This window comes from Pseudomonas sp. MG-9 (assembly GCF_018729515.1).
Lineage (GTDB): Bacteria > Pseudomonadota > Gammaproteobacteria > Pseudomonadales > Pseudomonadaceae > Aquipseudomonas > Aquipseudomonas serboccidentalis.
On the sequence record NZ_JAHHZH010000008.1, the window covers coordinates 150,177 to 170,016 of the forward strand.

19 protein-coding genes are annotated in these 19,840 nt (G+C 60.6%); 4 read left to right on the plus strand and 15 right to left on the minus strand.

The genetic code is table 11. The features are described from left to right. Positions 1 to 17 precede the first annotated feature (17 nt). Positions 18 to 959 (minus strand): drug/metabolite exporter YedA, encoded by a 942-nt coding sequence (gene yedA / locus KKQ10_RS21085; protein ID WP_215502188.1) that lies wholly within the window; start codon positions 957 to 959, stop codon positions 18 to 20. Between the two features lie 163 nt (positions 960 to 1,122). Between yedA and KKQ10_RS21090 the strand changes: the two genes are divergently transcribed. Further along, positions 1,123 to 1,575 carry an Lrp/AsnC family transcriptional regulator gene (locus KKQ10_RS21090; RefSeq protein WP_127652429.1) on the plus strand — a complete coding sequence of 151 codons (453 nt, stop codon included), beginning with the start codon at positions 1,123 to 1,125 and terminating at the stop codon, positions 1,573 to 1,575. A gap of 127 nt (positions 1,576 to 1,702) precedes the next feature. Here the strand turns inward: KKQ10_RS21090 and KKQ10_RS21095 are convergent, their stop codons facing one another. The 3 genes from KKQ10_RS21095 to KKQ10_RS21105 all read right to left on the minus strand — a co-directional run bounded on the left by KKQ10_RS21095 (position 1,703) and on the right by KKQ10_RS21105 (position 3,814). Continuing rightward, complete coding sequence (locus KKQ10_RS21095; protein WP_127652428.1) at positions 1,703 to 2,308, minus strand: 3'-5' exonuclease; 606 nt, start codon at positions 2,306 to 2,308, stop codon at positions 1,703 to 1,705. 41 nt (positions 2,309 to 2,349) lie between these two features. Continuing rightward, positions 2,350 to 2,829, minus strand: coding sequence for a LabA-like NYN domain-containing protein (locus KKQ10_RS21100; protein ID WP_007949802.1), 480 nt, complete (start codon positions 2,827 to 2,829; stop codon positions 2,350 to 2,352). A gap of 229 nt (positions 2,830 to 3,058) precedes the next feature. After that, positions 3,059 to 3,814: a DUF2076 domain-containing protein gene (locus tag KKQ10_RS21105; protein ID WP_215502189.1), complete on the minus strand. Its 756-nt coding sequence runs from the start codon at positions 3,812 to 3,814 to the stop codon at positions 3,059 to 3,061. A gap of 178 nt (positions 3,815 to 3,992) precedes the next feature. Between KKQ10_RS21105 and KKQ10_RS21110 the strand changes: the two genes are divergently transcribed. Next, on the plus strand, positions 3,993 to 4,667 hold the full coding sequence (locus KKQ10_RS21110; RefSeq protein ID WP_215502190.1) for a YciC family protein: 675 nt from the start codon (positions 3,993 to 3,995) through the stop codon (positions 4,665 to 4,667). Positions 4,668 to 4,741: 74 nt separating this feature from the next. Further along, positions 4,742 to 5,821, plus strand: a complete 1,080-nt coding sequence (locus KKQ10_RS21115) for an endonuclease/exonuclease/phosphatase family protein (protein ID WP_215502191.1) — start codon at positions 4,742 to 4,744, stop codon at positions 5,819 to 5,821. 43 nt (positions 5,822 to 5,864) lie between these two features. Here the strand turns inward: KKQ10_RS21115 and KKQ10_RS21120 are convergent, their stop codons facing one another. The 4 genes from KKQ10_RS21120 to KKQ10_RS21135 form a co-directional block, all read right to left on the minus strand. Further along, entirely contained in the window at positions 5,865 to 6,701 is an 837-nt protein-coding gene (locus KKQ10_RS21120; RefSeq protein ID WP_215502192.1) for an ABC transporter ATP-binding protein, read from the minus strand. Then, complete coding sequence (locus tag KKQ10_RS21125; RefSeq protein WP_047602568.1) at positions 6,689 to 7,492, minus strand: ABC transporter permease; 804 nt, start codon at positions 7,490 to 7,492, stop codon at positions 6,689 to 6,691. The genes KKQ10_RS21120 and KKQ10_RS21125 overlap by 13 nt, the downstream gene beginning before the upstream one ends. Before the next feature lie 9 nt (positions 7,493 to 7,501). Then, complete coding sequence (locus tag KKQ10_RS21130; RefSeq protein ID WP_127652424.1) at positions 7,502 to 8,488, minus strand: ABC transporter substrate-binding protein; 987 nt, start codon at positions 8,486 to 8,488, stop codon at positions 7,502 to 7,504. Positions 8,489 to 8,838: 350 nt separating this feature from the next. Further along, the gene (locus KKQ10_RS21135) at positions 8,839 to 10,329 is read right to left on the minus strand and encodes an aldehyde dehydrogenase (protein WP_215502193.1); all 1,491 of its coding nucleotides are present in this window, start codon (positions 10,327 to 10,329) and stop codon (positions 8,839 to 8,841) included. 222 nt (positions 10,330 to 10,551) lie between these two features. Here KKQ10_RS21135 and KKQ10_RS21140 point away from each other — a divergent pair, with 222 nt between their 5' ends. Beyond that, complete coding sequence (locus KKQ10_RS21140; RefSeq protein ID WP_215502194.1) at positions 10,552 to 11,466, plus strand: LysR family transcriptional regulator; 915 nt, start codon at positions 10,552 to 10,554, stop codon at positions 11,464 to 11,466. 12 nt (positions 11,467 to 11,478) lie between these two features. Here the strand turns inward: KKQ10_RS21140 and KKQ10_RS21145 are convergent, their stop codons facing one another. The 7 genes from KKQ10_RS21145 to KKQ10_RS21175 form a co-directional block, all read right to left on the minus strand. After that, a complete protein-coding gene (locus KKQ10_RS21145; RefSeq protein WP_215502195.1) occupies positions 11,479 to 12,663 on the minus strand; it encodes an MFS transporter in 1,185 nt (394 codons plus the stop codon). Further along, positions 12,660 to 13,895, minus strand: coding sequence for an ATP-grasp domain-containing protein (locus tag KKQ10_RS21150; RefSeq protein WP_215502266.1), 1,236 nt, complete (start codon positions 13,893 to 13,895; stop codon positions 12,660 to 12,662). Before KKQ10_RS21150 ends, KKQ10_RS21145 begins: the two co-directional genes overlap by 4 nt. Before the next feature lie 38 nt (positions 13,896 to 13,933). Further along, positions 13,934 to 15,316 (minus strand): FAD-binding oxidoreductase, encoded by a 1,383-nt coding sequence (locus KKQ10_RS21155; RefSeq protein WP_215502196.1) that lies wholly within the window; start codon positions 15,314 to 15,316, stop codon positions 13,934 to 13,936. A gap of 136 nt (positions 15,317 to 15,452) precedes the next feature. Further along, positions 15,453 to 16,352 carry a hypothetical protein gene (locus KKQ10_RS21160; RefSeq protein ID WP_252191699.1) on the minus strand — a complete coding sequence of 300 codons (900 nt, stop codon included), beginning with the start codon at positions 16,350 to 16,352 and terminating at the stop codon, positions 15,453 to 15,455. 25 nt (positions 16,353 to 16,377) lie between these two features. Next, positions 16,378 to 17,118, minus strand: coding sequence for an alanyl-tRNA editing protein (locus KKQ10_RS21165; protein ID WP_215502197.1), 741 nt, complete (start codon positions 17,116 to 17,118; stop codon positions 16,378 to 16,380). Between the two features lie 79 nt (positions 17,119 to 17,197). Beyond that, complete coding sequence (locus KKQ10_RS21170; RefSeq protein ID WP_215502198.1) at positions 17,198 to 18,259, minus strand: pyridoxal phosphate-dependent aminotransferase; 1,062 nt, start codon at positions 18,257 to 18,259, stop codon at positions 17,198 to 17,200. Then, positions 18,256 to 19,839: a phenylalanine aminomutase (D-beta-phenylalanine forming) gene (locus KKQ10_RS21175; RefSeq protein ID WP_215502199.1), complete on the minus strand. Its 1,584-nt coding sequence runs from the start codon at positions 19,837 to 19,839 to the stop codon at positions 18,256 to 18,258. The genes KKQ10_RS21170 and KKQ10_RS21175 overlap by 4 nt, the downstream gene beginning before the upstream one ends. Position 19,840 lies beyond the last annotated feature (1 nt).

Here is a 19,840-nt window from a genome sequence, read left to right on the forward strand (position 1 = left end):
ATGGCGCGCAGTTTACCCTAATTCACACGCTGTTCTGCTGGAACGGCAGTCTTCGGCGCCTCCACGACGAGCGGCTGCGCCGGCCGCCGCCACTGCGGCAGACCGATCAGCACCACCGCGCTGATGATCACCAGCATCGCCAGCGCTTCCTCCATGCCGATGGTCTCGCCGACAAACACGATCCCCAGCAACACCGCCACCGCCGGGTTGACGTAGGCATAGCTGGTGGCCGCCGCCGGGCGCACATGCTTAAGCAGGTACATGTAGGAGTTAAAGGCGATGATCGAGCCGAAGAAGATCAGATAGCCCAGGGCTAGCCAGCCTTCCACCGGCGGCAAGGCTTGCAGGTGTTCGCCGCTCACCGCGCTGCCGATCAGCAGGACCACGCCGCCCACCAGCATCTCCACGGCACTGGCCATCGCCCCTTGCGGCAGCGGCAGGTGTTTGCTCCACACCGAGCCGAACGCCCAGGTCGCCGCCGCGAAAATCAGCAGCGCCGCGCCCAAGGGGCTCGACTGCAGGTTGGAGCCCATGTTGAGCATGGCGATACCGACAATCCCCAACGCCACCCCGGCCCATTCCAGACGAGTGTTACGCGCGCCCCAGAAATAGCCGAAGAGCAAGGTAAACAACGGCACCGTCGCCACTGCCAGTGCCGCCACGCCGGACGCCACGCCCGTGTGCTCGGCCACGCTCACCGCGCCGTTACCGAAACTGAGCAGCAGGATCCCGATGATCCCCGCCGCTTTCCACTGCGCCCAGGTCGGCGCCGGTGCCCCGCGCCAGCGCAGGAAGGCGTACATCAGGCTGCCCGCAATCACGAAGCGCACCCCGCCGAGCATCAGCGGCGGCCAGTATTCGACGCCGAGGCGGATCACCAGATAGGTCGACCCCCAAATCACGTACAGCGCGAAAAACGCGGCGATCAACGGCAAGGAAAAACGGCGCAAGGCAGGCATGGGCAGCTCGAAGGTCAGAGGTAGCGGATGGATTATTCTAGAAAGGCCGGCGAGCAAAAATAAGCTACAAAACCTGTTTATCGCGCCGGTACACTTTTGAAAGAACGGAGATCGGCGGGATAAACCGTGATTTCGAAAGTCTGGCAATTTCAGGAGTCTGGCCTTGGATAAATACGACCGCATGCTGCTCAGCGCCCTGTTGGAAAACGGCAGGGCGTCCTACGCCGACCTGGCGCGCAAAGTGAATCTCTCCGCCCCGGCGGTGGCCGAGCGCGTCGCCAAGCTTGAGGCATCCGGGGTGATCACCGGGTATCAGGCGAATATCGATCTGTCGAAAATCGGCCTGCCGATCCAGTGCATGATCGAGTTGCGCTTGCACCAGAACGGCAGTCAGAAGGTCTACGACGAACTGGTGAAAATCCCGCAACTCACCGAATGCTTTCGGGTGACGGGCGATCCGTGCGTGATGATGAAGGGCGCGGTGGGCTCGATGCCGGAGCTGGAGGAGTTGATCAATCGCGTGGCGAAGTTTGGCTTCAGCAAGACCTCGATCGTGTTGTCGAGCGCGATCGAGAAACGCGTGCCGCTCGGCCATATCGAAGGCAACGGCAAATAGTCAGCCCCACCGAAACGCCTCTGTAGGAGCTGCCGAAGGCTGCGATCTTTTGACTTTGACTTTTAGAAGCAAGATCAAAAGATCGCGGCCTTCGGCAGCTCCTACAGAGATCCGGGAAGGTTCGGAATCAGCGGTAGCGCTGCAGATGTTCGCTGACTTTGGCGGCGGGGACTTTCTGTAGTTTGCACAGCAGGTCGTGCGATAGCTCGCGCACGCCATGCTTGCTGCGCAATTCATCCGCCAGATGCGCCATCAGGTTGGCCGCCATCTCGGCGTCCGCCATCGCCCTGTGCGCCTGGCCGGTGTGCGGCAGGCGTGCAAACGTGGTCAGGGTGCCGAGCTTGTGATTCGGCGCCGCCGGCATCAGGCGCCGCGCCAGCAACAGCGAGCAGGCAAAATTCTGCAATCGCGTGCGCTTGATCCGCCCCAGTTCGAAGTCCCAGAATTTCTGGTCGAACGATGCGTTGTGTGCGACCAGCGGCGTGCAGCCGACGAATTCGTTGACCTCTTCCATCACCCGCTCCGCCGATGGCGCGGTGCGCAGCATGGCGTTGCTGATGCCGGTCAGTTGTTCGATAAAGGCCGGGACGCGGACGCCGGCGTTCATCAGGCTCTGGTAACGCTCGACGATGCGCCCGTTTTCCAGCATGACCACGGCGATTTCCGTGGCGCGACAGCTGCTGTTCGGCGACAGGCCGGTGGTTTCAAAGTCGATGACTGCAATGCGTTCCAAACCGGGTTCAACTCCGTACAAATCAATTCTTCAGTAACAGTTCAATTCTTCAACAACAGTGCGCCTTCGATCGGCACATAACGGCTGGCGGCGCGGATCAGCGAGTTGGCGGTCAGGCCGGGTACGCCGTAGGCCACTGCCTGTACGCCGTGCTTGCTGATGATGCGTTCGAGCAGCATGTCGAAGTCGCCGTCACCGGAGGCCAGGACGATTTCGTCGACGTGGTCGGCGGCGTCCATGATGTCGAGGGTGATGCCCACGTCCCAGTCGCCTTTGGCCGAGCCGTCGCTGCGCTGGATGTAGGGCTTGAGCTTCACGGTGAAGCCGAGGTTGCGCAGGATCTGCTGGAACTGCTGCTGTTTGCTGTCACCACGGTCGATCGCATAGGCGTAGGCCTCGACGATCTGCCCGTCCTTGCTGATGTCTGCCCACAATGCGGCGTAGTTGAAGTGACAACCATAGGCCTGACGCACGGTGTAGTAGAGGTTCTGCACGTCGGCGAACACTGCGATTTTTTTCACCGGGATTCCTGTGAGCGCATAGCGCACGAAGCGGGATCAGGCGCCGGGCCCGAAAAAGGCGCTCAGTATGCCAGTAAAAGGCACTGTGGCGAGGGAGCTTGTCGGAACGCCACCCGCCCGGTTGGACTGCGCAGCAGGCCCTTCTTTTAAGGATGGGGTCACTGCGCACCCAGCGGGGGCAAGCCCCCTCACCACAGGTTTTTGCTATTGGCGGGTGTCTGACCGTTAGTCAGACGAAGGAATCGTCGTCATCGAAGAACGACGAGTTGTCGTCGCTGTAGTCAGTATCGGTGAACCCGCTCTGATCATTGCCGAAGCTGTCATTGCCAGCCATGCGCTGATCGTTGCCCCAGTCGTTGTTGCTCTGGTCAGCCACTTGCGCCGGCTCTTCCTTGATCACTTCAACGATTTCTTCAGGCTGCTGGTTGTGATGGAACAGGCTGCTGATGCCTTGTGCCAGCATCACACCACCGGCCACGCCGGCGGCGGTTTTCAGGGCGCCGCCGAGGAAGCTGCTGCCCGCTGCCGGGGCAGCTTGTTGTGCGTAGTTGGGCGGTGGCGCGGCATAGTTCTGTTGTGGCGGCGGTGCAGCGTAGTTCTGCTGCGGTGCCGGTTCACGCCAGCCGCCGGTGGAGGCCGGAGCGCTTTGTGTCGGCGCCGGACGCGAACTGCCGCCAAAGATGCTGGACAGGAACCCGCCGCCACCGCTTGGCGCCGGGGCCGCGCTCTGAGCCTTGGCCGCTTGCAGTTCGGCCTGCAACTGCTGGACTTGCTGGGTCAGTTGCTTGTTCTGCTCGTCGAGGCGCTTGATGGCCGCCTCTTGCACCAGAATCGCCTGGGTCATGAAATAACCTGCCGCCGGCTGGCGGGTCAGGTGTTCCTTGATCCGCGCCTCAGCCTGGGCGTCGCGCGGGGCTGCCTCCGTTTCGGCCTGTTGCAGCCGGGAAAACAGTCCATCGATCAGGGTTTGCTCTTCGCTGTTCATGGCGACCTCGTAGATTGCCGGGGATAACGTTGCCCGTGTCCACTGCGGACAGGGTGCACCTCCGTAATGGAGGCAGTGACAGGATGTTTCAACGACCTTTACCGAATGTTTACGTTTGTGTCGGCCCGCGCATCATCGGTTAAAGTGAGCCACTGTTTTCGACCTGCGATACCGACTGATGAATGCCTTCGATGTACTGCGCGACTCTCTGTATTTTTTCAAACGCCACCTGGCCAGCATCGTGCAGTTGTGCCTGCCACTGGTGATCTTCGAAGCGGCGCTGCAGCAAGTGGTGGATCATGTCACCGACCCGGACAGCTTCTCCGCAGCCAGCGTGGTGGTCGGCCTGCTGGTGTACCCGCTGTACACCGCCGCGCTGATCCTGTTCCTCGACGCCCGCACCCGTGGCGAAGCCCCGCGCAACCTCGACCTGCTGGCGATGTCTGCCCGGCTGTGGCCGCGCTTCGCCCTGCTCACGGCGCTCAATACCCTGTTGATTCTGCTCGGGCTGTCGCTGTATTTCCTGCCCGGCCTGATGTTGATGGTGATGCTGGCGTTCGCCGAATACCTGCTGGTGCTGCGCGGCATGGGGCCGTTGCAGGCGATGAAGGAAAGCCTGCGCCTGACCCGTGGGCATTTCTGGCGCATCCTGCTGTGCATTCTGTGCGTGATGGGGCCGCTGTGGCTGCTCAAGGGCGCGACCCTGGCGGTGTACCCCGACCCGCAGAATCCGCTGATCGCGGTACTGATCGACAGTGGGCACAGCTTCCTGCAGCTGTTCACCAGCGTGGTGCTGTTCCGCCTGTTCATGCTGATCAGCGAATTGCCTGACAAACGTAACGGAGCGGTCTGACTTCACGGCCCTTGGGCCAAGCGTCTACGGTCGGGTATGCTCGGGGTCACTTTTGTAACGCGATAAGCCGAGCCATGCCCCGTCTGCTGCGCTACACCCTGTTGCTGATCGTGCTCGCCATCGCCCTGATCGGCGGGCTGATCTACAGCCTGACCTGGCGCCCCGCCGCCCGCGAAACCCTGCCGGTCACCTGCACCGGTACGCCACCGACCCTGGTGCCCGGGCAAGCCCTGAAAGTCATGACCTGGAACGTGCAGTACCTGGCGGGCAAGCGTTACGTGTTCTGGAACGACCAGGCCCAGGGCCCTGATGAGGCGCCAACCCCGGAAGACATGGCCTTCAGCCTCGACGAAGTGGCGCGGGTGATTCGCGACGAGCAGCCCGACGTCGTGCTGCTGCAGGAACTGGATGACGGCGCCAAGGCCAGTGATTACCAGAATCAGCTCAAGCTGCTGCAGGAACGGGTCACCGACCTCTACCCGTGCAGTGCTTATGCCTTCGACTGGAAGGCCGATTTCGTCCCTGATCCACACATCTTCGGCAGCGTTGGCCGCCAATTGGCGACCCTCAGCCGCTATCGCATCGAACACGCTGAACGCCTGCAATTGCCGGTGCCCCCGGCGAACATCATCAGCCGCCAGTTCGAACCCAGGGATGCCCTGCTCGCCACTAAGCTACCGCTGAGCGACGGCGGGCAACTGACGGTGTTCAACACGCATCTGGATCGCGCCCGCCAACCCGACGACACCTTGCAGGCGCAAGTGACGGCGGTGGCCAAGGTGCTCGACAAGTACGAGAGCCAGGGCCTGCCGTGGCTGATCGGCGGCGACTTCAACCTGTTGCCGCTGGGCCAGTATCAGCGTCTGCCGATCGAACAGCGCACGCCCTACTCGATCGACAGCGCGCTGCATCTATTGTGGGACAAGTACCCGATGATCCCGACCAACAACGAAGCCAGCGGCATCGACCGCGCTCACTGGTTGACCCACTACCCCAACGACCCCGGCCTGAATGGCCCGGATCGCACCGTCGACTACCTGTTCTACAGCCCGAAAATCAAACGGGTCCAAGCGATGGTGCGGCAGGACGATACGTTGCGCATTTCCGATCACTTGCCAGTGATTGCGCGCTTCCTGCTGCCGGCCACTCCGTAGCCCACAAATACAAGACCCACAGGGTTTTGTGCAGACTTACAGGTCAGTGCACTTCCTCCAGATCATCATGCAGCAACCCGAAGATCTCCCGTTTCATGTCGATGAACGAGCGCTCCATGACCATGTCCAGTGAGCGCGGGCGTTCGATCGGCACGTCGAGAATCTGTTTGATCCGCCCCGGTTTGGCGCCCATCACATAGACCCGGTCGCCGAGCAGAATCGCTTCGTCGATATCGTGGGTCACGAACAGCACCGTCTTCTTGCTGTTGCCCCAGACCCGCAGCAACAACTGCTGCATCTGCAAACGGGTCTGGCTGTCGAGCGCACCAAACGGTTCATCCATCAGCAGGATCTGTGGATCGTTGGCCAGCGCCCGGGCAATCGCCACGCGCTGCATCATCCCGCCCGAGAGCTGCTTGGCGTAGCTGTCGGCGAATCCGCCGAGGCCCACTTCGTTGACGTAGTAGTCGACGATTTCCTTGCGCCGGGCCGCCGGCATGCCGCGTCGCTTGAGACCGAACTCGACGTTCTGCCGCACTGTCAGCCACGGAAACAGCGTGTAACTCTGGAACACCATCCCGCGGTCAGCGCCCGGGCCTTGCACTTGCTGACCACCGACGTAGATCTCGCCGGAGGTCGGTTCGGCGAGGCCAGCGGTCAGGTACAACAGACTCGACTTACCGCAGCCCGACGGCCCGACCAGCACAGCAAACTGCTGATCCGGCACCTCAAACGACACCTCTTCCAGCGCAGTAAACGTGCCACCGTCGGGTTTCTTGTAACGCAGGCTGACCTTGTCCACTTGCAGGCGCGGCGCGGCTTGTCTGGCGGCGGCCTGCGGTTCGATGAAACGATGATTGGCGGCGGTTACTGAGCCCATGCGGCAACCCTCAAGCGGAGAAAACGGAACAGTTGATCGGTGACCAGACCCAGCAGGCCGATGATCGCGATGGCGAGGAAAATCACGTCGACCTGAAAGCCGCGCATGGCTTTGAGGCTCAGGTAACCGAGGCCACTGGAGGCCGCGACCAGCTCGGCCACCACCAGATACGTCCAGGCCCAGCCCATGGTCACGCGCAAGGTGTCGAGCACACCGGGCACAGAGGCCGGAGCGATCACATGCAGCACCGCGTCGCGGCGGTTGGAGCCCAGCGTGTAAGAAGCATTGATCAGGTCCTTGGAGATGCCCTTGGACACGTCAGCGATCATCACCAGTTGCTGGAAGAACACGCCGAAGATGATCACCGACACGCGCTGCTCCAGACCGATGCCGATCCACAAAATGAACAGCGGCACGAACGAGGTCACCGGCAGGTAGCGAATGAAGTTGACCAACGGTTCGAGGAACGCCTGGACGATGCGGAAGCTGCCCATCAGCAAACCCAGCGGCACCGCCACCAACGACGAGACAATGAACCCGACCATCACCACTTCGACACTGGCCCAGACGTGGGTGCCGAGGGTGCCGTCGCGGCTCAGGCGCACGGCGGCCTCGAGCACCGCGCCGGGGGTCGGCAAGAACATCCCCGGCACGATGCCGCCATAGGACAACCCGGCCCACAGGCCGACCAACAACACCCAGGCCAGGCCGCTGGCGCTCCACACCACGGGCACCGGCAACCCGGTCTTGGGCGTCAGGCAGCGGCTCAGCCATGATTTGCGCTTGAACATGCAGACCTCCTAGAGCGGGCTGACGAAACGGTTGTCGACCAGATCGTCATGGCTGACGTTGTAGGGCTTGCCTTGCAGTTCGCTGGCGGTTTGGTTGGCGAGTTTGATCAGCGCGGCGCTGTCACCCGGCTTGCCCGGCGAGCCGAGAAGTTTTTCGCTCATCGCCTGATCGTAGAAGCGCACGCCTTTGGCGGCAGCGGCCAGTTCCTTCGGATCGGAGAGATAGCCGCCGACGCCTTTGGCCATGATCGCGTAGGCCTCGTCCGGGTGCTCCTGGGTGTACTTGACCGCTTTGTACAAACCGGCGACCAGCGCCTTGACGTCTTCCGGCTGTTTCTCGATGACGCTGCAGTTGAGCGCCACCACATCAACGATCACGCCCGGCGTACTGCTGCTGTCGATCAGCACCTTGCCCTGCTGCTTGTCACGCACCATCGACAGGTGCGGTTCCCAGGTCACGGCAGCCGGCACACGCCCGGCGATGAACGCGGTGGCGGCATCATCGGCGGTCATGTTCTGCACGGTGATGTCGCTCATTGTCATGCCGTTCTTTTTCAGCAGGTACGAGAGCCAGAACTGCGACGTCGAGCCTTCGTTGACCGCCACGGCCTGGCCTTTGAGTTCCTGCAAGGATTTGACGTCCTTGCCGACCAGCACCCCGTCGCCGCCATGGCTGTCATCCAGCGCCGCGACCGCCTTGAAGCAGAACTGCGGACGGTACTTGAGCACCTCGTCGATGGTCGACGCCGAGCCGGACAGTTGACCGGAGGCCTGCGCGGCCATGTACATCGAAGCCTCTTCGACCACCGGCAATTCGACGGTCAGGCCGTTTTCCTTGAAGTAGCCCAGGTCCTGAGCCAGATAGAGGGTGCCGTAGCCGACCCAAGTGGTATGGCCGATGGACAGGGTGCCGGCCTGGGCGCTGGTCGCGACTGTCGCCGCCAGGGCGGTGATCGCCAGAGGATGGGTGAGACGAATACACAAGGACTTGATCATGGAGCACTCCCGACGCTGTTGATTTAGTTTTGTCATGGGCAGTACGGCCGGCACCAATGATGTGAATTCATGCTGCGGTCTCTGCTGGACTCTGGCGTGAAACACCGGGCTGGCGAGATCGATGGTGGCCCATGTGCGGGCCGAGGAAAATCAGGAAATTGTTGGCAGCAAATGATGAAAAAACTGGGTAGTGCGCACTGCTAAAGGGCGGGGTTGGCGGGGATGCACGGGGTGGGTGCAAAGCGGAAATTTTCGCTGATTGAACGTAAGCCATCGCGAGCAGGCTCACTCCTACAGGGGAACGCGGTCAATGTAGGAGTGAGCTTGCTCGCGATAGGGTCCACGCGGTATCAGCGCAACTGAAACCAGGTGGTTTTCAGCTGGGTGTATTTGTCGAACGAGTGCAGCGACAGGTCGCGGCCAAAGCCCGATTGCTTGCCGCCGCCGAACGGCACGGTCACGTCCAGTGCATCGACGGTATTGACCGACACCGTCCCCGCCCGCAGTCGTCGGGCCACGCGGTGCGCACGATGCAGATCATCGGTCCACAGCGACGCCGCCAGTCCGTAGACACTATCATTGGCCAGACGGATCGCTTCGTCCTCATTGTCGAACGGCACCACCGCCAACACCGGTCCAAACACCTCTTCGCGAAACAACGGCATGTCGGCGCTGACAGCGGTGAAAATCGTCGGTTCGATGAAGTTGTCCGAGCCATTGAAACGCCGCTGCTGACCGCCGCACACGCGGGTCGCACCCGCCTGCTCGGCGCTGCGGATGGCGCGCATGATGCTCGCCGTCTGCCGGTGATCGACGATGGCCCCGGCGCGGCTTTGCGGGTCGAGCGGATCACCCGGCAGCCAGCGCTCCGCCTGGGCTTTCAGGCGTTCGACAAACTCGTCGTGAATCGAACGCTCTACCAGCAACCGCGAGTTGGCCGAACACACTTCGCCCTGATTGAAGAAGATCCCGAACGCAGCTTTTTCCGCCGCCAGATCCAGATCGCGACAGTCAGCGAACACCAGATTGGCACTCTTGCCACCACACTCCAGCCACACCTGTTTGAGGTTGGATTGCGCCGAGTACTGCATGAAATATTTGCCGACCTGCGTCGAGCCGGTGAACACCAGGCAATCGATATCCGGGTGCAGGCCCAAGGCTTTGCCGGTCTGTTCGCCAAGCCCCGGCAACACGTTGAGCACACCTGCCGGAAGGCCGGCCTGCAGCGCCAGCTCGGCCAGACGCAACGCCGAAAACGGGGATTGCTCGGCCGGTTTGAGGATCACCGAATTACCCGCCGCCAGCGCCGGTGCAAGTTTCCATGCGGCCATGTCCAACGGGAAATTCCACGGCACCACCGCCGCCACCACGCCCAGCGCCTCGCGGGTGATGGTCGCCAGCACATTGGCGGCACCCGGGGCGATCTGGTCGTAGAGTTTGTCGATGCTTTCGGCGTACCAGCGAAACACCCCGGCAGCGCCCGGCACGTCAATGTTGTAGGCGTCCATCACCGGTTTGCCCATGTTCAGCGAGTCGAGCAGCGCCAGCTCCTGGCGATGCTCCATCAGCAGATCGGCCAGACGCAGCAGCACCTGCTTGCGCTCGGCAGGCGGGCGTTGCGCCCAGGTGCCGGCCTCGAACACCTGTCGCGCATTGCGCACCGCCGCGTCGACATCCTCCGCACCACACGCGGCGACATTGGCCAGTAACTGGCCGGTGGCGGGGTTGATCGCGGCGAAGGTCTGCCCCGATTGCGCCGCACAGTGTTGACCGTTGATCACGGCTTGATCGGGAAACTTCAAGGCAACGGCCTGGCGCTGCCACTCTGCAAACTCGAACACGTCGGATGCTCCTTGGACGTTATTGTGCAGTCGATGGTCGCTCAGGTCCGGACGGCCTAAAACCAGTAAAAATGTCTTCGCAGGCAATGAAAAAACTGCTCAATCGATTTCCCTGAAACCTGCACAAATGACTAAGGTTCAAGGATAAAAACATCGTCGCGCAGCGGACGCGGCGGCGCACAAATTGCTTGGAAGTCGAGTCCGCTCGTCCTGAGGTTTGCCGTGGCCGCCTACAATTTGCGTCAGCTCAAATACTTCATCACCACCGTCGAATGCGGCAGCGTTGCCGAAGCCTCACGCAAGCTGTACATCGCGCAACCGGCGATCTCTACGGCGATCAAGGGCCTGGAAGACAGCTTCGCCGTGCAACTGCTGATCCGCCATCACGCTCAGGGCGTGTCCCTGACGCCCAGTGGCGCACGGTTTTTCCGCAAGGCGCAGGAGCTGTTGCGCATGGCCCGGGAGTTCGAGCAGAACGCCTTGGCCGACAACGACATCGTCGCCGGGCAGATCGACATCGGCTGCTTCGAAACCGTCGCCCCGCTGTATTTGCCGCAATTGATCGCCGGGTTTTGCGCGCTGTACCCCGGGGTGAAAATCCGCATCCGCGACGGCGAACAACAGGAACTGGTGCAGGGCCTGACCTCGGGCACGTTCGATCTGGTGATTCTCTATGAACACGAACTCGACGCCACCATCCAGACCGACCCCCTGATGCCGGCGCAACGGCCGTACGCGCTGCTGCCGGCCGACCACCGATTCGCCCAGTACAAGCAGGTGTCGCTGCGCGACCTGTGCCTGGAGCCGATGATTCTGCTGGACGTGCAGCCGAGTCGGACCTACTTCGTCAGCCTGTTCGAAGAGCTGGGGCTGACCCCGCGCATCGAGTTCAGCTCGCCGTCGATCGAGATGGTCCGGGGCATGGTCGGTCAGGGTTTTGGTTTCTCGATTCTGGTAACCCGGCCCCACTCGGAATGCACCTACGACGGCAAGAAAGTGGTGTGCGTGGAGATCGTCGAAGACGTCACCGGCTCCGGCCTGGTAGCGGCCTGGCTCAAGCGCGGGCAACTGACCAAGCCGGCGCAACTGTTTGCCGATTACTGCCGCGAACAGTTGACCGCCAAGACCGCTGTCTGAAGCCCTGCCCCTTCAGGAAACCTGGACGGAGCGGTGCTCGATGTCGATGCCGATAAGCGGGCGTTTGAGCGCAATCGATACCCAGGCTCCCACGGCGGCGATCACGCACGCGGCAAAGCCCAACAGGAACGACATGAAGCTCAGTTCGTTCGCCACCGCCAGCAGACCGAGCACCGCGGCGGTTGCCTCGGCAGCGCCCCAGACACAGGTCTGCACGGCCATCGCGACGGAACTGCGCCCGCGCCAGATCTTCACGGCCTGCGCCTGGTACAGCGGGCCGCAGATCATCTCGCCGATCACGATGAACACCACCACGACAAACAGAATCGCCTGCGCCTGCGACGAAATGATCAACAGCAGGCAGCCCGCGCCGATCAACAGGTTGGAAACGATGACTCGCCACAGCCGTGACACACGCTGCGCGAACGATGTGACGTAAACCTGACTGAAGATGATGATCCCGCTGGCGACCAGGAACAGCACGCCCACCAGTTCACTGGAGAAGCGCTCGGTGGCATAGGTAGGGAACACGTAATAAAACTGCGCATAGCCGATCATGGTCAGAAAGTTGATGGCCATGAACGCCACCACTTTGGGCGATGCCTCGGATTCGCCCAATGTGGAGGGACGATCGGCGAACTCCCCCCCGGCGCCACGCGCCACTTGCGGAATCAATCGGGTGGACGCGGTGGCAAGCACGCCCAACAACAGTGGCAGGGCCACAAACCAGTATCCGGTGCCGGCAAGAATCAACGATGCCACGAATGGTGCAACCCCGGCCCCTGCGTTCGCGGCAACATTTTCGTAGGAGAGCACGCGCTCGTGCTCACCCTCGCGAAAGTACTGAACGATGTAGGAAATCTGCGAAATCGTGGCGATCGAATTGGAGACCCCGAACACCACGACCAGCGCCACCCAGATGAACACATTGGTAATGCCCATCGAAGCCGTGACCAGCATCAATAGCGCCGCCACCGCCACACAGAACAACGCCAGGGCGATTTCCCGGCGACGCTCGACCTTGTCCAGAATGCCTTGAAAGGCCAGGGCTCCGATGCGGTTTGAAACAATCGCAAACCCGACAACGACCCCAGCCGCACTGGTACTGAGGCCGACAGCCGCATTGAGCCAGATGGCCATGAACGGATAGAAACAGCTCCAGGCGGCGGACGAAAGAAACCGGACGAAGTAAATCATTTGAATACCGGGCTTCTAGGGCCGCGATCCGTCAGGACACGTACCAGACCAATCTCGCGCGCTACGACATCGGCATAGCCGGTGAGCATGCCGATCCAGGCGTAGTCGGAGGTGCCGATGGGCTGGATCACGCTGCCGACGTTGGCGATTGGCGTATGAATGGAGTCCATTGGCGGCAACTCCCAGTCATGCACGATGGCTTCGTGATCCAGGCAATACCAATAGCTCAAGGTCTGGCGGCAGGACTCGACAGGTTTGTATTGAAGCGGAGCGTCCAGCAAGCCCAGTGGCAGCAGCGCCACGTGCTGCAGGACCGTCGCTGGCGCCAGATCATAAGCCAGCGCAATCTGTTCAACGATGCTCGCGCCCCCCAGACGTCCCATGTTGGCGTCGATCAGATAAGCCGTGGCGTCGTTCGCAATGAACTCGCAATGAAAGAAACCGTTATCAAACGCTGAGCGGGCAATCAGGTCGCGAACCGCCGTCTCGATTTTCGAACGCACGGGCAAGGCAATCCGCGCATCAGCCGGGAACTGATTGGCGACTTCCGTGAATCCCACTCGATCGCGCTTGGACAGGCCGAGGAAAACCACCCGCCCGTCCTGAGCATAACCTTCCAGACTGACGAGCTCGCCCACGCAATGCGCCTGGACAATCCAGGCAATGTCTTGCGGCTCATCAATTGCGCTTTCCAGAATGGTCGACCGGATCACTGCGGCAGGGTCCGCGTCCGGTGCGATCGAGAGCAGGGTGGTTGCCACCGCGCCAGAGCCGACCGAGGGTTTGAGCACCACATCGTTTGGTTGTCCGGGTTTCAGCCAGGGAATGACAAAGTCGCCCTCGGCCAGCGACACACAGGTCTCGGCCGGCACATGCTCCGGAATCAAGCTGCCGACGAACTCCTTGGATGACAGTCGGGCAAACACCTCCGGCGGCGCGTTGAAGCCGAACTCTTCAGCAATCGCGGATACAACCGGGAACAACTCGTCAAAGAATGTCGTGATGCTGTGAATCATGCCAACCAGCGCAGGATTGGACTTCAGGTAAGCAGACAGCGCGACCTTGTCGCTAAAGGCAGGAATGCAGGTGACCCCTTCGAACACCTTTTTCGCCGCGCCGTGAAAACCGGAAGGGTCAACGGACAGTATCGGTTCGAAGCCCGCACTGCGGATCGCCTCGCACACGTACTTGATGGAGACCTTGTTAATACCCACTATCAAAATATGATCCATATCGTTCACATCCATCCTTAAAAATGAAAAATCGACGGTTATCGAGCATCAACAGGTAACGATTGATACATCTTGCCGGGGTTGAAGAGGTTGTCCGGGTCCAGGGCCGATTTGATGGCCCCCATGAACTGCAACGCCGCGCCGTGTTGCGCCGACATCCACTTCAGTTTTCCCTGACCTACCCCGTGCTCGCCGCTGACGGTGCCGCCGAATGACAACGCGCGACTCGACAGTCGACTGAGGAACGCCTGAATTTCCGCACTTTCGTCCTCACCTTCATCGAGCATGATCAGCAGGTGAAAGTTACCGTCGCCGACATGGCCGATAAGCGGTGCGTCGAGGCCGGAGGCGGCAATGTCGGCTGCGGTGGCGCTGATGCAGGCGCTCAGGCAAGACAACGGCACACAGACATCGGTGGCCAACCCCTTGCGCCCCTTGTAAAACGCGTGAAATGCCCACCAGGCGTCATGTCGGGCTTTCCACAAGGTCGTGCGTTCTTCAAGACGTTCGGAAATCCTGACCTGCCCGCCGTATTCCCCCGCACAGTCCTTGAACAGCTCAACACTGCTGGCAACGGTGGATCGGTCGCCATGAAACTCCAGAAAAAGATGCGGCGTTTCCATCAGGCCCAGTGCAGGGGAATAGGCATTGCAGGCGCGCACAGCCGTGACATCCAGCAGCTCGATCCGGGCAATCGAGAGACCTTGGCCCAAGGCGCTGGCCACCGTCTGTACCGCGTTGTCCACCGAGTCGAACGAACAGACCCCGGCGACAATGGCCTCGGGCACCGGATGCAGCCGGACCTGCAGTTCACTGAAGATGCCCAGGGTGCCCTCGGACCCCACCGCAATGGCCAGCAGGTCCAGGCCCATGGCCGATTTGGGCGCCCGGGAGCCGATTTGCGCCACTGAGCCGTCCGCCATGATCCAGCGAGCGGCTTTGACATTGGCGGCCATTGTCCCGTAACGCACCGAGTTGGTCCCCGAGGCACGCGTTGCCGCCATCCCGCCCATGGATGCGTTGGCGCCGGGGTCGACGGAAAAAAACAGCCCGGTCTCACGCAAATGGCTGTTGAGTTGTTCGCGGGTGACGCCCGGTTGAACCGTGGCGGTCATGTCGGTGACGTTCACCTCGACAATCGCGTTCATTTCCGAGCAGTCGACACAAACGCCACCCTGTGGCGCATTGATTTGCCCTTCGAGGGATGAACGCGCACCCGACGGGATCACCGCAACACCGTACTCACGACAGAGCTTCACGACCTGGACGATGTCGTCTTCGCTGCGCACGGTCACCACGGCATCGGGTGGGCTCAGCTCAATACCGGGAGGTGCCTGGCAAAATTGTTGCCGGATCCCTTGTTCAAGCCTTAAACGCTCGCCAAACAACTGACGGAGTTTCTCTACGACTAGCGCATTCATTCGTCTCATCCCTGTTCTGACTGATTACTGCCGGTTTTCTTTTTATCGATCCGATCACTGCGCCATGTCCGCGCACTCCTGTGAACGGTGGGTGGTCGCAGATCATTGAGGGCGGCGACACCCGCCCTCGGCCGGTTCACTCCTCGGCTTTTTTGCCTGCTCGCGCCGCACGTCCGTCGTACTCTGGACGGCCAGACACGATCAACCCGAAGAAGTAAGGCTGGGCACCTGAATCCTCCAACTGACGGCCTGATTTGTTATGCACTTCAATGACCGAAAACAGGTCCACAAGACGGTCCTGAATCTGTTCTATTTCTGCGTCTTTGAGTGTCACCATCGAGCTGTATTTGAAAGAACCTGAAACATCGAAGTACTCGCTCTTCTCCGGTTTGAGCAGTGAGCGATCAACTTCATGGCGCAGGAACTGATCCTTCAACTTCAAGGCATCCACCGATCTTGGCATCCTCAGCGTTGGCGCATGCCGCACAAACGGGGCATCAGGTGTGGCCCGCTCTTTGGAGACCAGGTTCAGGAACGCCTCGGTGCTTTGATCGTAGGCAAGGCCGATCTGCTGACACACCAACTGAATCTCCGCCACCGAGGCGCTGTCGACCATGTAGAGATACGTCATCAACGGCAGCAGCTCGAATTGCGCCTCGAACGCCGCTATCACCTCTTCGGTGACGATGAACTCACGCTCGTACCGGCTCAGGCTCAAGGCCCGACGCAGGATTTTGGAATCGTGTTCGCGCAGCTCCAGCCGCGAAGAAAGATCGGTGACCTCAACACCTTTGCCGAACAACATCTCGTGGACGTCAGCCGGCAACAGGTCTCTGAAGTAATGCCAGAAATAATCAAAACTGACTTTGCTGGCCGCGTCGATGCCCAAGTGGTCATGCAGTTCGACGGCGGCATCGATACTCAGGTATTTCCTTCCGGCTTCGACATCACGGTAGTAATTGGCCGAAAAGGGAATATTGACCTCATCGAGAAACGTGGAAATCTTCAGATGCCCCGCGTCGATTCGAAACTGCATGAGGAATGCGCCAAACGCTCGTTTGCTATCCAAGCTCTTCAGCCTCTGCCGACAGAGTGACAACCACTCTGGTCGTATTTTTCTTGATCTTCATACTGGAAGTCACCACGCCTATTTCTTGCGTATTACGCACATGAACGCCCCCACAGGGGATTGACCAGTTTTCGCATTGCCACCAACGAAATCCCTGTCCCTGGCTGATATCCGCTTCCGTACGAATGTCATGACTTGCAGAGCAAAACTCATTCAAGGCGTCTGTCGCCCGCCTCAGATCGTCTTCGTCGAACTCACCGACAAACTCGTATTGATTCTCCCCACCCTCGTCGCTCAACGGCGAACGGACCGGATGCGCAATCGCTCGCCCGAGCGTCTGCTCAAGCATGCAATGGATCAAATGCATCGCTGAATGAACACGCATCTGATGATATCGCAATGACCAATCCAGCGTGGCGGTCGCCTGCTGGCCGATCAACCGCGTCTGCAGGTGCGTGAAGGCTTCGTCGTCAATGCTCAGGTAATGCCTGATCTGGTCATCCCTTTTTTTCGTTGCGACGATCTCCAGCGTGCGCAGCGCCCCACCCTCCCCGGCGACCGGGATGTTCAGCACACCCCGATCCCCCAGCTGCCCGCCGCCCTGGGGGTAGAACACGGTCTTGCCAAGGAGTGCGAAAGGCAGGCCGGCGTCGTCGCGCTCAAGCCGATCGACCTGGCAGTCCAGTTGCTTCAAGTACGGTTCAGCGTGAAACAAGGGCAGCGTCTGGCTCATTTTTACCTCAGGTAAGGTCTCACTGATTTTACGTTGCAAGCCCTGTGCAATCGCCGAGGGCCGCCATGCCCGGCTGGCCTCAGGCGAGCTCCATGGTTTGCAGTTTTGGCTTCAGTACATCGCACAACCGGGTCATCTGGGCCTGGTTTCCGAACGAGATCCGCAGGCACGTATCCAGGCCATAGTCGGTCAACCGCGACGTCAGAAAGCCCTCACTCTCCAGGTACTCATACAAGTCCTGGCAGCGTTGTTGGCTGCCGCACTCGACGAAAACAAAGTTGACGTACTGGCTCCTGGCTTCGATGCCATGGGCCTTGAACAGGCTGACGATTGCCTGCCCCCATGCCTGACAATACGCGGCGGTCTTGTCCAGATGATCGGAGTCCTGCAGGACGTATTCGCCGGCCAGGGCGGAAAACGAACTGACGTTGTACGGCGCACGCCGCGCTTGCAGTGCCGGCAGCAGATCGGCGCTCGCATAAGCCCAGCCGAGGCGTAAACCGGCAATGCCGTAGGCCTTGGAAAAGGTACGCAGACATATCGAGTTTTCCCGGGTGTTGACGATCTGAATGCCCGCCGTGTTTTCCCGGTCCGGCGCAAACTCTGCGTAGGCTTCATCGACGATGACGGTCGTACTCGGCGGAATCAGCGCAACCAGCGATAACAACTGCGATGGCAACAGATAGTCACCCAGTGGATTGGACGGATTGACCAGCACCACCACGTCCGGTTTGTTCTCCAGGGCAAGCTTCAGTGCAGCCTCATAGTCGCCGCTGGCGCTCGGGGCAATCTCGCTATAGTCAGCCCCCAGCAATGCCGAGCGGATTTTGTACATCTTGAAGGCGTGCTGCTGCGTCACGATGCAACTGCCCGGCTTCAACAGGCTGCGCAACGCAATATCGATCAGCTCATCGGAGCCAGCCCCCACCACCACACGCTCGGGATCAACGCGCCAACGCTCGCCGATCGCCGAGCGCAGGGACTTGTAAGTGACTTCAGGGTATTCGCTGAGCAGCGTCGGCATCGACGCGCACAGATGCAGGGCCAGGCCGGACGCACCCAACGGATTTTCATTGGCGTGCAGCCGGACACTCTCAGTGACCGCCGTTGCGAACAGATTGCCCTTTGCTGGCGAGTTCATCGGCTGTGTCCCCCCAGTACCTGGGCCACGATCGCTTCCAGATAGCTGGTCAATGCCACATCCCGATCCAGATACGGAATATGTTCACGCACCCGCGCATGCCACTCACGGCCTTTTGGCCCGAGTTTGGCGCTGCCGCGGATATCGGCCGCCTGGGCTGCACAGATCAACTCGAACGCCAGGACGTAACGGGTGTTCTGCAGCACTTCGGTCACACGACGCGCGGCGACAAGGCCGAACGAAACCACGTCCTGGAAGTCGCCCGTGGTAGTCAGGGTCTGGATCGAGACGGGGGTGGCCAGCGAACGGTTTTCTGCCGTCAGGGATGCCGACATGAATTGCCCGCCCATGAGGCCGAATCGCAGGCCTCCGTTTTCCGCACACAGGAATGACGGCAGGCCATTGCTGTTGGCTTTGGTCAGGAAGCGATCGATCCGCCGATCGGAAAGATTGCACAGGGTGATGACCGAGATCGTCAGGTAATCCATGGCTGAGGCGATGTACTGCCCGTGAAAGTGCCCATTGTGAAAGACCTGGCCGTTTTCAGGGGTGATCAGCGGGTTGTCGTTTGATGAGTTCAGTTCGTTGCCGACCACACGCTCCACGAACTCGATGGTTTCCAGCACCGGCCCGAGGATCTGCGGCGTGCAGCGAATGGAATAGGCATCTTCGATGGGCATGTCTTCCTGGCGCACCTGGTCGGTGCGCAGGGCGCTCAGTTGCGAAGAAAGTTCAAGATCGTCAATCGCCAGTTCCGAACCTTGAAGATCGGCCCAGATGGCCTCGGCAATTTTTTGCTGGCCCAGGTGCGGTTTCAACTGGTGAACATCAGGGTGGAAAGGACGCACCCGAGCTTGCAACGCTTCAAAGGAGAAGGCGGAAATCGAGGTGTATTGTTCAAGCAGTTCGCGGGCCTCAACCACATTCATCGCCGCGACCGCGACCATGCAGGACGTGCCATTGATCAGCGCCAGCCCTTCCTTGTAACTCAAATGGAGCGGCGCCAGGCCCAGCTGTTCGAGCGCTTGCGCCGCCGGAATCCGGGCACCGTCAAGGTAGGCGAAGCCGTCGCCGGTCAGCATCCGGGCGACAGCGGCCAGCGGCCCCAGGTCGCCACTGGTACCCAGAGACCCCTTGCTCGGAATTTCCGGAATCAGGCCCGAGTTGTAGATGGCAATGTAGCGGTCGAAATTCTCCAGCGAGAGCGCCGAGTTGCCACGGGACAGGGACACGATTCGCGCAAACATCGTTGCCCGGGCCACACTGTCCGGGAATCGCTCGGCAACGTTGGTCGAGACACCCTGAATCAGATTCGATTGAAGCTCGTGGGCTTTCTCGATCGGCACCAGATGATCAACGAATCCGCCCATTCCGGTGTTCACGCCATAAATCACCGCGCCCTGTGCGACGAGGTTTTCCAGGGCCTCTCGCGATGCCTGAACCCGTTGCCGGGTGGCTTGCGAGGCGACCACCTGTTTCCCGGGACGGGAATACTTGATCAAGTCCTGGAGACTGACATCGGTGCCGGGGGTCAGTACAAAGGTGCTGTCCGACGTGAAGTTTTTTTCCTGAATTGTCATC

Coding starts and splice junctions, on each gene's coding strand:
- yedA (WP_215502188.1), bottom strand. CDS start 959: ATGCCTGCCTTGCGCCGTTTTTCCTTGCCGTTGATCGCCGCGTTTTTC.
- KKQ10_RS21105 (WP_215502189.1), bottom strand. CDS start 3,814: ATGAACAGCGAAGAGCAAACCCTGATCGATGGACTGTTTTCCCGGCTG.
- KKQ10_RS21110 (WP_215502190.1), top strand. CDS start 3,993: ATGAATGCCTTCGATGTACTGCGCGACTCTCTGTATTTTTTCAAACGC.
- KKQ10_RS21115 (WP_215502191.1), top strand. CDS start 4,742: ATGCCCCGTCTGCTGCGCTACACCCTGTTGCTGATCGTGCTCGCCATC.
- KKQ10_RS21120 (WP_215502192.1), bottom strand. CDS start 6,701: ATGGGCTCAGTAACCGCCGCCAATCATCGTTTCATCGAACCGCAGGCC.
- KKQ10_RS21125 (WP_047602568.1), bottom strand. CDS start 7,492: ATGTTCAAGCGCAAATCATGGCTGAGCCGCTGCCTGACGCCCAAGACC.
- KKQ10_RS21130 (WP_127652424.1), bottom strand. CDS start 8,488: ATGATCAAGTCCTTGTGTATTCGTCTCACCCATCCTCTGGCGATCACC.
- KKQ10_RS21145 (WP_215502195.1), bottom strand. CDS start 12,663: ATGATTTACTTCGTCCGGTTTCTTTCGTCCGCCGCCTGGAGCTGTTTC.
- KKQ10_RS21150 (WP_215502266.1), bottom strand. CDS start 13,895: ATGGATCATATTTTGATAGTGGGTATTAACAAGGTCTCCATCAAGTAC.
- KKQ10_RS21155 (WP_215502196.1), bottom strand. CDS start 15,316: ATGAATGCGCTAGTCGTAGAGAAACTCCGTCAGTTGTTTGGCGAGCGT.
- KKQ10_RS21160 (WP_252191699.1), bottom strand. CDS start 16,352: ATGCAGTTTCGAATCGACGCGGGGCATCTGAAGATTTCCACGTTTCTC.
- KKQ10_RS21165 (WP_215502197.1), bottom strand. CDS start 17,118: ATGAGCCAGACGCTGCCCTTGTTTCACGCTGAACCGTACTTGAAGCAA.
- KKQ10_RS21170 (WP_215502198.1), bottom strand. CDS start 18,259: ATGAACTCGCCAGCAAAGGGCAATCTGTTCGCAACGGCGGTCACTGAG.
- KKQ10_RS21175 (WP_215502199.1), bottom strand. CDS start 19,839: ATGACAATTCAGGAAAAAAACTTCACGTCGGACAGCACCTTTGTACTG.